This is a genomic window from Thalassospira sp. TSL5-1 (assembly GCF_001907695.1).
Lineage (GTDB): Bacteria > Pseudomonadota > Alphaproteobacteria > Rhodospirillales > Thalassospiraceae > Thalassospira.
In genome coordinates, this window is record NZ_KV880638.1 from 1,535,232 (window position 1) to 1,551,528 (window position 16,297).

The following is a 16,297-nucleotide window of genomic DNA, read 5'->3' on the forward strand; positions in this document are numbered from 1 at the left end:
TTGGGGCTCCGGAACAGGGGGATTTGGTGACGCCAAAGCCGGTTTGGCGATTTTATCATTCCCGCATGATAATTTCATAGTTGTGCGGGATTTAGCCAGCGTTTATGCGTTATTTTAAGCTTTGCGACAGATGATTGATTAAAAGTTGCGTTCGCGGGGATTAACAATGCCTTCATGCTTGTTTCGCAGGCGTTATGGCAGTATTGATATCGCCGCCTTGATCAGGGCCTGTTTCTATGACGGGCTTGTGAGCTGTGAAACTGGCGGAAACCAAAGACCTGGCATTTCGGCTGGCGAGATGTGCAGGCAAGCATAACGGGGAATTTTCATGGCCCGTATTGTCATGAAGTTCGGTGGCACATCCGTCGCCGATATTGAAAAAATCAAGAATGTTGCCCGTCGCGTCAAAAGCGAAGTTGACGCGGGCAATCAGGTTGCTGTTGTTGTTTCGGCGATGTCGGGCAAAACCAATGAACTTGTTGGCTGGGCCGATGCCATATCCCCGCTTTATGACGCACGCGAATATGATGTGATCGTCTCGTCGGGGGAACAGGTAACGGTTGGCCTGCTGGCAATGGCGCTGCAAAGCATGGATGTGCCGGCGCGGTCCTGGCTGGGCTGGCAAATTCCCATCAAGACGGATGGTGCCCATGCCAAGGCGCGGATCAGGGAGATCGACACCACCGAACTTGATAAACGCCTTGATGGTGGCGAAGTGGTGTGTGTGGCCGGTTTCCAGGGGATAGCACCCGATAACCGTATTACCACGCTGGGGCGTGGCGGGTCTGATACATCGGCGGTGGCGCTGGCAGCAGCCCTAAGGGCGGATCGTTGCGACATCTATACTGATGTGGATGGTGTTTACACCACCGACCCGCGCATTGTGCCCAAGGCGCGCAAGATCGAAAAAATTACATACGAAGAAATGCTGGAACTGGCATCACTGGGGGCGAAAGTCCTGCAAACCCGTTCGGTCGAGATGGCCATGAACCATCGCGTGCGGGTACAGGTGCGGTCGACCTTTAGTGATGCAGAAGGTACACTTGTTGTAGACGAGGACGAAATCGTGGAACAGGAAGTCGTTAGCGGAATTGCCTATAGCCGGGACGAAGCCAAGATTACCCTGGTGAAGGTTGCCGACAAGCCGGGAACGGCTGCCACCATTTTTGGCCCGCTGGCCGAAGCCAATATCAATGTCGATATGATCGTTCAGAACATATCGGAAAATGGCAATAGCACGGATATGACCTTTACCGTGCCGCGCGGTGAATTTCAGCGTGCGTTAAAGGTGATTGAAGGCAACCGCGATAAAATTGCCTATCAGGAACTGTTAAGCACATCCGACGTCACCAAGGTGTCGATCATTGGTGTTGGTATGCGATCCCATGTTGGTGTGGCCCGCAAGATGTTTGAAACTCTGTCTGAAAAGGGCATCAACATCCAGGTGATTTCGACATCCGAGATCAAGGTCAGCGTTCTCATCGCCGAAGAATATACCGAACTGGCCGTGCGCGCCTTGCACACAGCCTATGGCCTGGACGCCGAATAAACTGTTTTGTAACACCGCCCGGTTGTATTTGAAGCCCGGGCGGTGTTACACGATCGATATTTAAAGCATATCGGGGCTGGAACATTTTGTTTCGGCCATTATGATGACATGGGGTGCAGACCCTGAAATATGATTGAATGGTCGCCCGGATTTGTACGGATGGGCGAAGCATAACCGTAGAAAGATGGGTGTCTTTCGGCGGTTGGCGGGAGAGCAGACCGTGCAAATCCGGGCGATCCGACGGATGGCCCGTCTGGCAGATCGCGACGGTATTTGATGCCGTAACCGGAATAAATTGCCACTTTTTATGGCTTTTCCCCGATTTTGACTGTCATGCTGACTGTCCTTCCGGTGATATTTTCAGGACTGTATCCTGACAGGGACCACGCCGTGTCCTGCATTCCTAAATTGGGGTAAAACTATATGAACGATCCGAAATTTGCGGCAGCGCGCAACCGCCTGGAAAAACTGTGGGCGCCCGGCAAGCAATTCCTGGGTACCGAATATGCTATCATGGCTGGTGCGATGTCGTGGGTTTCCGAACGTCACCTTGTGGCTGCGGTTTCAAATGCCGGTGGCTTTGGCGTCATTGCCTGCGGCTCGATGGGGCCGGAACTGCTGGAAGCCGAAATTGCCGCCACCAAGGAAATGACCAGCAAGCCGTTTGGCGTTAACCTGATCACCATGCACCCGCAGCTTGATGACCTGATTGCGGTTTGCCGTAAACAAAATGTTGGTCATGTGGTGCTGGCCGGTGGGTTGCCGTCGTCCGCTTCGATCAAGGCGGTCAAGGAATTTGCCAAAGTTATCTGTTTTGCCCCGGCACTGGTGCTGGCGAAAAAGCTGACGCGCTCTGGTGCGGATGCCCTGGTGATTGAAGGCAGCGAAGCGGGCGGGCATGTTGGCCCGGTGTCGTTAACCGTGCTGGCGCAGGAAATTTTGCCCGAAATTCGCGATGTGCCGATTTTTTGTGCCGGTGGCATTGGCCGGGGTGAAGCGATTTCATCATTCCTGGAAATGGGTGCCGCAGGGGTGCAGGTTGGCACCCGCCTGGTTTGTGCCAGCGAATGTATTGCCCACCCGGCCTTTAAAAAGGCCTTTATCCGTGCCAGTGCGCGTGAAGCCGTGACCACCGTGCAGCTTGATGACCGTTTCCCGGTGATCCCGGTGCGCGCCCTGACCAACAAGGGGACCGAAGCCTTCATGAATGTGCAGCGCGAGGTGATTGACAAGTTCCGCGCCGGTCAACTCGAACAGGGGGCCGCGCAGCTGGAAATCGAACATTTCTGGGCGGGCGCACTTCGCCGTGCTGTTGTAGACGGGGACGTTGAAAACGGATCTGTCATGGCGGGACAATCGGTTGGTATGGTAAAGAAAGAACAGCCGGTTTCGGAAATTCTGGCTGATCTTGTTGAACAGGCCGTTCAATCCTTCGCACAAAGAGACATTTAAACCTTATGAGCATTTCGCCCGCTGCAGTTACCGGTCCGCGTCGCCTGTTAAAACGGGTGCGCGACGTTATGGCCGGACCAGGCAGTGCAGAAGAGCGCCTGGGCAAGATCGTGACCATCATCGCCGCCGACATGGTTGCCGAGGTGTGTTCGGTCTATGTGATGCGGGCGGGCGAAGTGCTTGAACTTTTTGCCACATGTGGCCTGGCTGCCGAGGCCGTGCATCGCACGCGCCTGCGCACAGGCGAGGGGATTGTGGGGTATGTGGCGGCCCATGCAAGGCCGCTTAACTTGCGTGATGCCCAGTCACACCCCAATTTTGCCTACCGCCCGGAAACCGGTGAAGAAATTTATCATTCCATGATTGGCGTGCCCATTTTGCGTGGGGGCCGGATCATTGGGGTTTTGGCGGTACAGAACCGGACCGAGCGCCAATATACCGAGGACGAACAGGAAGCCCTTGAAAATGTCGCGATGGTGCTGGCCGAAATGGTGGCTGGCGGCGAACTGGTTAACCGTGACGAACTGATCCCGGCGGATGGCATTGCCCTGTTGCCCCTGCGCCTGTCGGGCGCGCGGCTGGCACCGGGCATTGGCAAGGGCACAGCGGTTTTGCATGAACCGCGCATCGTGATCGACCGTATGGTCGCCGAGGACCCGCAGGAGGAACTGACCCGCCTGCGCACAGCCATGCGCGGCCTGCAAAAACATCTTGACCGCATGGTCGAAGCCGTTGGCGCGATTGACCTGGGCGGCGGGGACGATACCGGCGATATCCTTGATGCCTATCGTATGATTGCCAAGGATACCGGCTGGCTGAACCGCATTACCGAGGCGGTTAATACCGGCCTGACGGCAGAAGCCGCGGTGCAAAAGGTGCATGATGATACCCGTGCCCGCATGGCCCAGGTAACAGACCCCTATTTGCGCGAACGGCTGCATGATCTGGAAGATCTGGCAAACCGGCTGTTGCAGCATCTTTCCGGGCAGTTCCAGTCCCCGGCATTTGGCAATTTGCCGGATGATATCATTTTGGTGGCGCGCAATATCGGCCCGGCGGAATTGCTGGATTACGATCATACCCGTTTGCGCGGCCTTGCCCTTGAGGAAGGGTCGCATACATCGCATGTTGCCATTGTTGCCCGCGCCCTTGATATTCCGGTGCTTGGTGGTGTAAAGGGGGTTCTTGACAAGGTCGAAGGTGGCGATCCACTTATTGTTGATGCCGACAACGCGCAATTGTTCGTGCGTCCCAGCGAGGATGTGCGTTCCGTTATCGACGGGGCCCTGAAGGCACGGGCAGAGCGCAAGGCGCTTTATGCGCAAATGCGTGATTTGCCCGCGCAAACCCATGACGATGTGAGCATATCGCTTAACATCAATGCGGGTTTGCTGATTGACGTGCCCCATGTGATTGAAAGCGGTGCGGATGGCATTGGTCTTTATCGGACCGAAATACCGTTCATGGTGCGATCTGCCATGCCCGATATCGAGGACCAGACACGGCTTTATAACCGTATTTTCGAGCAGGCCGAAGGACGCCCGGTCGTTTTTCGCACCCTCGATGTGGGCGGTGACAAATTATTGCCCTATTGGCAGGATATGACCGAGGAAAATCCGGCGATGGGCTGGCGGTCGATCCGGATCACTCTGGACCGTCCGGCGGTTCTGGTGCACCAGTTGCGTGCCCTGATCCGTGCGGCCCATGACCGTGATTTGCATGTCATGTTCCCGATGATAGCAGAGGTGGCAGAATTCAGAGCTGCCAAACAACTGCTTGACCGGCAGCTTGAACGTGAAGCAGGACGGGGCTTTGTGCCACGTTCGGTCAAGGTTGGTGCGATGCTGGAGGTTCCGGCCCTGATATGGCAGGCAAACAGCCTGTTGGGCCAGGTGGATTTCCTTTCGGTCGGGACCAACGACCTGTTGCAGTTCATGTTTGCTGCAGATCGCGGAAATCCGCGTCTTGAAGGTCGATATGACACATTGTCACCCGGTGTTTTTACATTTTTGAAGCACCTTGTGGGATTGTGCAATGACCGGAATGTGCGCCTGACCATTTGTGGTGAAATGGCCGGGCGTCCGCTTGAGGCGATGGCATTGATCGGACTGGGGGTGCGGCGTTTGTCAATGGCGCCGGCATCGGTTGGTCCGGTTAAGGAGATGGTTAGAAGTATGAATGCAAGAAGTGTTGAACAATACGTTCTCTCGCTCCTTGACAGCCCTAGCAAAAGTCTTAGGTCCGGTCTTAAGGCTTTCGCAATAGATCATGGTGTAAAACTTTAAAAACAATCGCTTTTGGCTGGGGTATTTGCTAGTTTGTTGCTGGATCGTAACGTGGGGGTGCGGGAGTTGGCGATCGGAAAGCGAAAGGAAGATCATTTGGATGTGCCACCAAGAGGGCGCTTGCGGTTCAAACCGCTGCCTGGCAGTGCACCATCAAATGATATGAGTATGGAATCACAGGCTAATTTAAACGCTGAAAAGACGACTGTTGGCCGGTTATTGCGGCACACGCGAACAACGCATGGGCAAAGCCTTGAGGGCGTTGCGCAACTGTTGCGGATTCGCAAAGTCTATCTTGAAGCGATTGAAAACGGCGATTATGACGCCCTGCCGGGCGGACCATATGGTTTGGGCTTTGTTAAGGGATATGCAGAGCACCTTGGGCTGGATGGTAAGGAAATTGTCCGCCGCTACAAGGAAGAGAGCAATGCGCCTGCCGTGCGCAGCCAGCTGAGTTTTCCCAAGCCGGTTCAGGAAAGCCGGGTTCCCGGTGGCGCAATGATGCTAATTGCCGCCGTACTGGGGATCGTGGCGTATGGCGGCTGGTATTATTTATCCAGCCAGGGCAAAACCATTGCCGATTTGGTTGAACCTTTGCCAGACAGCATGAAAATGGATGGCGCTGTACCTGGGGAATCGGCACCGGTTGCGACCGGAAATGGTGCCGCGAGCCGTGAACGCACGCTGGAAAATGCCGCCGAGGCTCATGCCGCCGAAGTTGGCCCGTCATCTTCGGGCCCGCAGATGGGGACCTCTCCGTCGGCGCAGGCATCCGAAAGCATGAATGATCAGGCTTCCGGCACGGTTGATGGCATGTTTGCCGAACCTGATATGAACGAGACCGGTATTGTCACCGGTGCAGGCGACACCGCAACGGGTGTTGCGGATGCCCAAGGTGTCGAGGGTTCTCGAAGCTCTCAGGGCGCGTCACCGGCAAATGCCAATGACATGCCTGTTGCCACCAATGCCCCGGCAAATGGGGCTGCGACAAATGGTGCGGCAACAGCGCCTTCTGGTCAGGCAGCGTCCGTCATGCCGGATCAGGGCAATATTCCGGTTCCACCGCGTGCGCCCAATACCCCGCAAACTGCTGGCACGCCAGAGGTCGCGTCGGTTCCTGCTGCACCGGAAGTGGGGGATGCCGGTGGTGGACGTGTTTTTGGTGCCGTTAATACCGATAGCCGCGTGACCATTTCGGCCAACGAAACCAGCTGGGTTCGTATTCGCGAGGATGACGGCAATATTCTACTGACCCGGATGCTGAGTGCCGGTGACGTTTACCGTGTTCCCAACCGTCCGGGCCTGAAGCTTGAGGTAGGGAATGCCGGGGCTTTGTCGATCAGCGTTGATGGAGCCAAGAGCCTGCCGGTTGGGTCTTATGGTCAGGTCATTGCTGATTATTCGCTCAATCCTGATGATATTCAGGCATCTGTTGCCGAGAAAAAGACCCCGTAAACATCTGTTATGGGCGCGAAAATACAAAAGGCGGCCTTATCCTGGGCCGCCTTTTGCGTAACTGTCACAAAAACACGTTGAAAAACCTGTGCGGAACGGTTTCTTCCTGGCAGGGGATAAGCTATATACAGGCCTGAAGATCACCGTGTTCCAACAAAGGCTACGGGTCCGCAAATGAGTGTCCGCCCCTATCGTGATATTGAACGCCGCAAAAGCCGCAAAATTCGTGTCGGCAATGTAGAGGTTGGCGGGGATGCGCCGATTTCGGTGCAGTCCATGACCAACACCCTGACCACGGATGTTGCTGGCACGGTTGCGCAAATCCATCGTCTTGAAGAAGCCGGTGCCGACATTGTGCGTGTTTCCTGCCCGGATCAGGAATCGTCGCTGGCGTTAAAGGACATCGTTAAACAGGTTAGTGTGCCCGTCGTTGCCGACATTCATTTTCATTACAAACGCGCGATTGAAGCTGCCGAAAGCGGGGCAGCCTGCCTGCGCATCAATCCCGGCAATATCGGTTCGACCGACCGGGTGCGCGAAGTGGTGAAGGCGGCCCAGGATCATGGCTGTTCGATGCGTATTGGTGTCAATGCCGGGTCGCTGGAACGCGAATTGCTTGAAAAATATGGCGAACCCTGCCCGGAAGCGATGGTCGAAAGTGCGCTGAACCATGCACGCATTCTTGAAGACCTTGATTTCCGCGAATTTAAAATTTCGGTTAAGGCATCGGATGTGTTTTTGGCGGTTGCGGCTTATTATGGCCTTGCTGAAGCCTGTGATTACCCGCTGCATCTGGGCATTACCGAGGCCGGTGGATTGCGCGGTGGGACGGTGAAATCATCCATCGGGATGGGCAACCTTTTATGGGCCGGGATTGGCGATACGTTGCGCGTGTCGCTGTCGGCTGATCCGGTCGAGGAAATCCATGTCGGGTTTGATATTTTGAAATCGCTGGGCCTTCGGACCCGGGGTGTGCAAATCATTTCCTGCCCGTCCTGTGCGCGGCAGGGCTTTAACGTGGTGGATACGGTGGCCGAACTGGAAAAGCGCCTGGCGCATATTTCGACCCCCATTTCGCTGTCCATCATTGGCTGTATCGTCAATGGCCCCGGTGAAGCCCGCGAAACCGACATCGGCCTGACCGGTGGCGGGGGCGGTAACCATAAAATGTATATTTCCGGCCGCCCGGACCATAATATCAGCACCGAAAAAATGGTGGACCATATTGTGGAACTGGTCGAGGAACGGGCGGCAAAAATCGAGGCCGCCAAGGCCGCCGCAGAATAGCAGGCGTAAAGCGCAATTAGGGCTTTCCGCCATCCCGGCGGAAGGCTATTTTCGTGCGCAGGCGTCCCGCCTGATTTGTAAAACAGCAAAAATATCGGAGATAGAACGTGGCATCGCTTCAACCCGTCCGTGGCACACATGACCTTTTACCCGAAGAAAACCGGGTACAGGACCATATTGCGGAAACTGCCCGCGCCATTGGCGAGCTGTATGGTTATCATCGCATGACCACGCCGATCTTTGAATTTACCGACGTTTTTGCCCGTACTCTTGGCGATACATCCGACGTTGTGACCAAGGAAATGTACACCTTTGAGGATCGCGGCGGGGAACGCATTACGTTGCGACCGGAAAACACCGCCGGGATCGCGCGGGCCTATATTTCCAATGGCATGCAGCAAATGTCACCGGTGAAGGTGTGTTATTACGGGCCGATGTTCCGATATGAACGCCCGCAAAAGGGCCGCCAGCGCCAGTTCCACCAGATCGGTGTGGAGTTGCTGGGCGTTGAACAGGTTGCTGGCGATATCGAGGTAATTGCCTATGGCGCCCATATCCTTAAGGCGCTGGGTTTGTGGGATAACATCACCCTTGAACTTAACACCCTTGGTGATCCGGAAAGCCGGGCGGCGTACCGCGACGTGCTGGTAGATTATTTCAAGGGCCATTTTGACAAGCTGTCGGAAGACAGCCGTAACCGGCTTGAGAAAAACCCGTTGCGTATTCTGGATTCCAAGGATGAAGGCGACCGCGAACTGGTGGCGAATGCGCCAATGTTTGGTGAGTATCTGAACGAATATTCACAAACGTTCTTCAAACAATTGACCGACGGTTTGGCCGATATTGGCATTAATTACCAGCTTAACCCGCGTTTGGTGCGCGGGCTGGATTATTATTGCCATACCTGCTTTGAGTTTGTCACCAGCACCCTTGGTGCGCAGGGTACGGTTATGGCCGGTGGCCGTTATGATGGCCTGATTTCAACAATGGGTGGTCCGCAAACAGCCGGTGTAGGCTGGGCAGCCGGTGTTGAACGCCTGGCGATGATGGTGGAAAATGTGCCCGCGGCACCGCGCCCGGTGGCCCTGGTGCCGATGGGCGATGCCGCCGAAAGCCGTTGCCGCATACTGGCGCAGCAACTGCGCGAGGCGGGCATTGCGGTTGAGCTGGGTTATTCGGGCAATATGAAAAAACGCCTGAAACGGGCAGACAAGGCAAATGCCAAAATGGCCGTGATCATCGGCGACGATGAACTGGCAAAAGGCATTGCCGTTTTGCGTGACCTGGATGCGGGCGAGCAACAGGAAGTTGCGATTGACAGCCTGATTGGTGTGATTGGCAAGAGGTGATGACCTGGTGAGCGAGGCGGCCGCACGCGAGGAAGCCGGAGACTGGCCGCTGGACCGCTTGATGGTGGTTGGAACCAACCACCGGCGATCCGGTGAGGAAACGCGCGACCGCCTTTTCATTGATGAAGCCCGTTTGCCGCAGTTTTTGGGTGTGATCACCCAGGCTCGGCTGGGCCAGGCGGTTGTGGTTTCGACCTGCAATCGCACCGAAATCCATCTGTTGGCGAATGAAGCCGAACGGGGTCGGGAACGGGTGATCGACCTGATGGCGCTCTGGGCCGACCTGGACCGGGACCAGTTGGCGGCGGAATTATATATTCGCACCGGGCGCGAAGCCCTGCGGCATGTTTTTGCCGTGTCATCCTCGCTCGATAGCTTGGTGATTGGCGAACCGGAAGTTTTCGGCCAGATCAAGGATGCCCACAAAATTGCCCGCGCCCACGGGCTGGTGGGCCGTGAACTGGAACAGGTTTACCAGACTGCCTATGCCATTTCCAAAAGGGTGCGCAGCCAGACTGGTATTGGCCAGGGCGCGGTATCGATTGCGGCGGCGGCGCAGTCGGTCGCACGCGATTTGCACGGGGATATTGGAAATTGTTCGCTGTTGCTGGCCGGGGCGGGCGATATGGGCGAGCTGATTGCCGCCTCCCTTGCCGAACGCGGCATTGGCCGGATTATGGTGGCCGACCGGTTAACGGCGCGGGCGCGGCTGGTGGCGCGACGTCTTGAATGCCACTGGTCGGATATGGGCGATCTGGACCGGTTGCTGGCCGAGGCCGACATTGTGTTAACGGCAGGCGGATCGCGCCGGTATTTGATCAATCACGATATTGCGCTTGCGGCAGTCAAGCGCAGGCGATATCGCCCGGTTTTGATGATTGATACCGCTGTTCCCGGTGATATCGACCCGCAGGTTGACGATATTTCGGAAGTGTTTTTCTACCGTCTGGAAGACCTGGAAAAGATTGCCGCCGAAGGACGCGGCGGACGCGAGGAAAAGGCCGACGAAGCCTGGGCGATGGTGGAAGCCGAGGTGGACCATTTTGTTCGTGTGCGGGCCGAACGGGCCGCCGTGCCCGCCCTTGCCGAATTGCGCCAGCATTTTGATGCGGTGCGGGCAGCGGCATTGGCCGAAAGTCATGGGGATGCGGAAAAGGCAACCCGGCTTTTGGTTAATCGGCTGTTGCATGCACCGACACAAGCCCTTAAAGACCTAGCAGCCACCACGGGTGGGGCCGGGACAATGGAATGGGTCAAGGCGCAGAAATTGCTTGGGCGGTTGTTTCCGCTTTCGCCGGATGACGAAGGCCGGAAAGACAATTCAGACCCGGTAGACTCGTTCGACCCGGCAGATACAGATCAGGAGAATAAAGCGTGAGTTTGGACCCAGCAAAGCTGCATGGTGTTGTGCGCCGGTTTGACGAGCTTAAATCCCTGCTTTCCGGCGGGGCGGGTGATTCGGACAGCTTTGCCAAATTGTCGCGCGAATATGCCGAATTGCTGCCGGTTGTCGAAAAGATTGAGGTTTTTCAACGCCTGCATGATGATCTGGCCGGGGTGAAGGAATTGCTGGCCGACCCGGATTCCGATCGTGAAATGCGCGAAATGGCGGAAGCCGAACGCCAAGAATTGCTGGAAAAACTGCCCGATGCTGAACACGAAGTAAAGTTGATGCTGCTGCCCAAGGATGCGGCAGATGAAAAGAACGCCATTTTGGAAATTCGCGCCGGGACGGGCGGTGAAGAAGCCGCCCTGTTTGCGGCGGATTTGTATCGCATGTATCAGCGTTATGCCGAAACGCGTGGCTGGCGGTTTGAACTGATGGACGTTAACGAAAACGACCTGGGCGGGTTTAAGGAAGTGGTGGTTAATGTTTCGGGTGCTGGCGTGTTTGCCCGCCTGAAATATGAAAGTGGCGTGCACCGTGTGCAGCGTGTGCCGGTCACGGAAACCGGCGGGCGTATTCATACATCTGCGGCAACCGTGGCGGTTTTGCCCGAGGCCGAAGAAGTTGACGTGCATATAGACCCCAAGGATTTGCGCATTGATACGTATCGGTCGCAGGGCGCGGGCGGGCAGCATGTGAACACCACCGATAGTGCCGTGCGTGTCACCCATATTCCGACCGGGGTTGTGGCATCCTGTCAGGAAGACAAGTCGCAGCATAAAAACAAGGCCAAGGCCATGAAAATGCTGATGACGCGCCTGTATGACCATGAACGCGAAACCAAGGATGCCGCCCGTGCGGCAGACCGTAAATCGCAGGTGGGCTCTGGCGACCGGTCCGAACGCATTCGCACCTATAATTTCCCGCAGGGGCGGGTATCGGATCATCGGATTAACGTGACGCTGTATCGGCTGGATGATTTTATCACCGGAGGCCCGGCAGTTGATGAAATGATTGATGCCCTGATTTCAGAAGATCAGGCGCAAAAACTGGCCGAAATCGAGAATTGAGCCTGATATGATGCCCCACCGTCCGGAACATGCCCCCGACACACTGGGCAGTTTAATGGCCTGGGCGGTTGCGACATTGCGCGAGGCCGGTACTGAAAATGCCCGGCTGGATGCGCGCATTTTACTGTCCGAGGCCTGTGGGGTGGATGCCAGCCGCATTCTGGCGTGGCCGGAAGACCGTGTGATGCCGGAAAATGCGCAGCAGTTTCGCGCCATGATCGCCCGACGTCTGGCGCACGAGCCGGTATCGCGCATCCTTGGAAAACGCGATTTTTGGCGTCATACCTTTAAGGTGACAGAAGATACCCTTGACCCGCGCCCCGATAGTGAAACGCTGGTGGAATGGACGATTGAATGTGCCGGGCGGTTTGATGCCCCGCAGATAATTGATTTTGGCACCGGGACGGGCTGTTTGATCCTGTCGGTTTTGGGTGATGTGCCAGCGGCGCGGGGCCTGGGCGTGGATATAAGTGCCGGGGCGGTGGCCTGCGCGCAGGAAAATGCCGTTGCCCTGGGGCTTGCGGCGCGCTGTGAATTTGTGGTGTCGGACTGGATGGAAAACCTGTCGCAAGAGACAATCGCGTCCGGGTTTGATATCATGATATCAAACCCACCCTATATTGCGCATCATGAAATGGCGGGTCTGGCACCCGATGTGCGCGAATACGACCCCTATGGTGCGTTAAGCGACGGGGCTGACGGGCTTGGGGCCTATCGTATTTTGGCCGGTGTTGCGGCACAGTTGGTGCGGCCTGGCGGGCAGGTTATTTTTGAAATTGGCCAGGGCCAGGAAGATGCGGTTCGGGCCCTGTTGATACAGCACGGATTTGATGCCATCGCCGACCGCCGTGACCTTGGCGGGATTGTGCGATGTGTGAGCGGGCAAAAGAACGATAATGGACCTGCCTGAACGGCTGTTTTAATTAAATTATGCCTGTTATCAGGGCAGAAGGGGTTAATTGTGCGTCTGTTACGCATTTGCGTTTACGGATAGCATGACCTGTATGTCAATTCAGACGAAGAGGTTGTAAAAAAATTGAAAGAACGGAAAAAAACAGTTGGAATACGCCTGCAAGACATATAGTTTGTCCTGAGCAGGCCGGGTGCCTGACGCGCTTTCTTATTGCGCCGTGTTCCCCTGTAAACAGTAACAAATCTCCGTTCCTCAGATTGGTCTTCGGTTGATTTCAGACGGTACCGTTTGGCCGGTACTGTTTTTCGGGAAATGTGTTTTTTCAGACGGATTGGTTCCGGGGCACGATTGTGATGCCCCCGGGTGTCCTCAACGCCAACAGTATGTTGATATGAGAAATAACAATAAACGTCCGCGCGGGCGGCCACAGCCTAATAAACGTCCTGTAAATCCGAAATTTCAGAATTACGATAGTAACGGTCCGGACGGGCGTGTGCGCGGTAATGCCCAACAGGTTTACGAAAAATACGTGTCGCTGGCAAAAGACTGCACCGACGATCCTGTTCTGGCGGAAAATTATTACCAGTATGCCGAACATTATTATCGCATTTTGCAGTCGGCCATCGAATGGGAAAACCAGCGCCGTGACTCGCAACCCCGTTCAGACCGCAATGACCGGAATAATAACGATCGCAACAACGGCGATCGGAACAATAATGACCGCAATAACAATGATCGTCACAACAACGATCAGCGCGGGAACCGCCATAACAATGCAGAGCAGCGCAACGACGATGCTTCCGCACCGGAAGTAGCCGCCGAAAAGAATGGTGCTGCGACGCATGGTGATGCGGGTAATGTTGCGGTAGCGGTGAACCAGAGCGGGCCGGAAAATGCGGCCAGCGGACAGGACGATGCCAAACCGGCACGGACTCCGCGGACAACCCGCACCCGTACCACACGCAAACCCAAGGCCGAGAATGCGGATGCCGCCGATGAAACGGTGGGTGCTGCAGATCAGGGCGTTGGTGTTGCGGCGGACGATGCCACTGTTGCCGCTGCAAGCGCACCGGAAACATCGGATGTTGATGGTGGTGCTGATGCGGATGCTGCACCGAAACGTGCAACACGCGCCCGGCGGACCACAACGCCGCGTGCTCCGCGCAAAACGGCGGCTGCAAAGGCTGCTGAAAATTCCGCTACCGATAACGATGCGCCGGTTGCGGTAAGTGGCGATGATGCTCCTTCCGCCTCTGCAGCCCCTGCGGATGCCGTTGCAGCAGATGATGGCGAAACCGGTGAAGAGAAGAAGCCGCGCAAGCGTGCTGCCTCGACCACCCGGACACGGGGCCGTCATCCGACAGCACGCCGTGGTCGCAGCCGCGTTGGCAGCCGTGAAGACGGGGAAGAAGGCAACGAAAGCGAAACTGAAAAGGTTTCCGCCTGATCCATTATCGCTTTGTATGATGGCATGATTTTTAAAATCCCCGATCCTTTCATGGTCGGGGATTTTGCTTTGTGGGGTTGGTTTTTATCGATAAACAGTTTCGGATTATTACACACTGCGACTGTGCAAGGCGCTTTGCGTTCGGTATAAACCTGCATCCTGTGATGGTATAAGGTTTTGTACTGTTTGGCCGTCGGGTTTCCGTTCGTTTTCTGATTTTCAAGTAAAAATATGGAATGATCGTTCTGTTTTTGGGGCGGTTGTGATTGTGCCAAGGCACGAAAATCATCCGCCACCGGCACGCTGGTAATGGCGAGGCGTGGGCGGCCGGGGTGTAGCGGGATCGATGAAGCGAGAAAGCGGGCAGCAAACCGGGCCGTAACCAGGAATAATCGGCAAGGGAAGTGTCGGGCTGGCTGAGAAATCAGCCTGTGCGGGCAGGCGAATGAGATCCCGTTGATTGGGGCGGGTGATTGGGGAGGATGCAATGGGGCCTGCTGGCTTCAGGGTATTGATGGTTTTGATGCTGGCGCTGGGCGCGCTTGTTGTGGTGATCGGCATGACCGCACATGACGAGGCGCTGATTCTGGCCGGGTTGACCTGCGGCGTGATACCGCTGGTGGTTCGGCTATTTGTGGGCCTGCTCGCCCCTTATTTGACGGACAGCCCCCAAAACACAAAACCAGCTGAGCCATCCGCCGTACAAGAGGCCGCAGAAGAAAAACGCAATGACCACTGGGCGGATAAGAGCACCCTGGAGCAGGCTGGTGTGCTGGCGGCGGACCCGCAAATATATTTGGGGCGGGTGCTGGAAACGTCGGTGATGATTGGTTTGCAATCGGTCCGGCGACTGATGACATTTTGCAATGCGTCCCTTGATTTTTACCAAAGCAGCGTCATCCCCAATGCCCTGACCAGCCGGGATAATTTGCTGGTTTTTGAAAATGACGGCCTGGTGTGCAAAGCCGTGCGCGACCGGCGTGCCCAATTGGGACAAAAGGTGATTGTGCTGGACCCGTTCGGGCGATCGGGCAGCACATCGGACAGGTTCAACCCGCTTGATTTTATGCGTCCCGAGGGGGCATCGCTGGTGACGGATGCGGGCATGATTGCCGATCTTTTGCTGGCACCGCATTTTGTGCAAGATCTGGACCCGCAGGATGCCCGTGTCGCGCGTGTCCTGTTACAGGGGCTGATCCTGCATACCTATCGTAACGAAAATGAAAATGCCCGCCACTTGGCCGAGATGCGCCGGAACCTGACATTGCCCCCGCATCGGTTTTACCCGTTGCTGGGTGAATTGATGGATATTGATGTTGCGGAAGGGCGCATTTGCGATATCGCGCTGTCGATCCTGGACATGCCCGAAGAGCAGCGTGCTGCAATTCTGGAAGCCTGCCGGAACGCAACCGCCGTGTTCGATTTGGGGCCGGTTGAAAATGCCACCCGCAATACAAGTTTTACCCTGGAAGATATTACCGAACGGGGGGCATCGATATTTGTTATTGGGACGCCACCCGAAAGTTATGACGTTCCGTTGCTGGCCTGGTGTCGGGCGATGCTGGGATGCCTGTTATTGCTGATTTCCAGTCGTGATGGGCGGCAATTGCCGTCATATCTGGTGATGTTGGACCGGGTCGAAACGCTGGGGCGGATGGTGCAGCTTGAACGGTTGCTGGGCGGGGGCGGCAATGGCAATGCGGGGCTGATATTGTGGCCGTGTTTTTCCGGCGTCAGCGCGGTGATGGATGTGTGCCACAATTGGGAAAATGTGGTGGGGCGTAGCGATGTTGTGCAGATTTACGGGCAGGATGGCGCGTTTGATCTGGATTGGGCCGCCGGATTGACGGCGATGTCGCGCTTTGCCGATACGGGTAAAAGCAGTACGCAAAGCGACGCTCCTGTGCATTTACGCAGCCGGGATAAGGACCCGATGATGACCTCGGTCGAGGTTGCCCGGATGCCGCCAGACACACAATTGCTGTTTTGCAAGGAACTGCCGCCTATTCGTGCCGCGCGCCTGCAATGGGCGGAAGACGATGCCTTCCGCCTTTTGGCAACCCGTCCGCCCACGTTTTGACAGCGAGAAAAAGGCTTTGGAAC

11 protein-coding genes are annotated in these 16,297 nt (G+C 56.0%); all 11 read left to right on the plus strand.

Annotated elements, in window-relative coordinates:
• The first annotated feature begins 328 nt into the window (after positions 1-328).
• The 11 genes from LF95_RS16630 to LF95_RS16680 all read left to right on the plus strand — a co-directional run bounded on the left by LF95_RS16630 (position 329) and on the right by LF95_RS16680 (position 16,274).
• A complete protein-coding gene (locus LF95_RS16630; RefSeq protein WP_073956099.1) occupies positions 329-1,549 on the plus strand; it encodes an aspartate kinase in 1,221 nt (406 codons plus the stop codon).
• Between the two features lie 423 nt (positions 1,550-1,972).
• A complete protein-coding gene (locus LF95_RS16635) occupies positions 1,973-3,001 on the plus strand; it encodes an NAD(P)H-dependent flavin oxidoreductase (RefSeq protein WP_073956100.1) in 1,029 nt (342 codons plus the stop codon).
• 5 nt (positions 3,002-3,006) lie between these two features.
• Positions 3,007-5,286, plus strand: coding sequence for a phosphoenolpyruvate--protein phosphotransferase (ptsP, locus tag LF95_RS16640; protein ID WP_073956101.1), 2,280 nt, complete (start codon positions 3,007-3,009; stop codon positions 5,284-5,286).
• A gap of 168 nt (positions 5,287-5,454) precedes the next feature.
• The gene (locus LF95_RS16645) at positions 5,455-6,741 is read left to right on the plus strand and encodes a helix-turn-helix domain-containing protein (RefSeq protein WP_073956360.1); all 1,287 of its coding nucleotides are present in this window, start codon (positions 5,455-5,457) and stop codon (positions 6,739-6,741) included.
• A 174-nt stretch (positions 6,742-6,915) separates the two neighbouring features.
• On the plus strand, positions 6,916-8,028 hold the full coding sequence (gene ispG / locus LF95_RS16650) for a flavodoxin-dependent (E)-4-hydroxy-3-methylbut-2-enyl-diphosphate synthase (protein ID WP_073956102.1): 1,113 nt from the start codon (positions 6,916-6,918) through the stop codon (positions 8,026-8,028).
• Between the two features lie 107 nt (positions 8,029-8,135).
• Positions 8,136-9,377, plus strand: coding sequence for a histidine--tRNA ligase (hisS, locus tag LF95_RS16655; protein WP_073956103.1), 1,242 nt, complete (start codon positions 8,136-8,138; stop codon positions 9,375-9,377).
• A gap of 7 nt (positions 9,378-9,384) precedes the next feature.
• Positions 9,385-10,755: a glutamyl-tRNA reductase gene (gene hemA, locus LF95_RS16660; RefSeq protein ID WP_073956361.1), complete on the plus strand. Its 1,371-nt coding sequence runs from the start codon at positions 9,385-9,387 to the stop codon at positions 10,753-10,755.
• A complete protein-coding gene (gene prfA / locus LF95_RS16665) occupies positions 10,752-11,834 on the plus strand; it encodes a peptide chain release factor 1 (RefSeq protein WP_073956104.1) in 1,083 nt (360 codons plus the stop codon). Before hemA ends, prfA begins: the two co-directional genes overlap by 4 nt.
• A 7-nt stretch (positions 11,835-11,841) precedes the next feature.
• On the plus strand, positions 11,842-12,744 hold the full coding sequence (prmC, locus tag LF95_RS16670; protein WP_083607739.1) for a peptide chain release factor N(5)-glutamine methyltransferase: 903 nt from the start codon (positions 11,842-11,844) through the stop codon (positions 12,742-12,744).
• A gap of 394 nt (positions 12,745-13,138) precedes the next feature.
• Positions 13,139-14,194, plus strand: a complete 1,056-nt coding sequence (locus LF95_RS23555; protein WP_073956105.1) for a DUF4167 domain-containing protein — start codon at positions 13,139-13,141, stop codon at positions 14,192-14,194.
• Positions 14,195-14,681: 487 nt separating this feature from the next.
• Positions 14,682-16,274, plus strand: a complete 1,593-nt coding sequence (locus LF95_RS16680) for a type IV secretory system conjugative DNA transfer family protein (protein WP_073956106.1) — start codon at positions 14,682-14,684, stop codon at positions 16,272-16,274.
• The last annotated feature ends 23 nt before the right edge of the window (positions 16,275-16,297 follow it).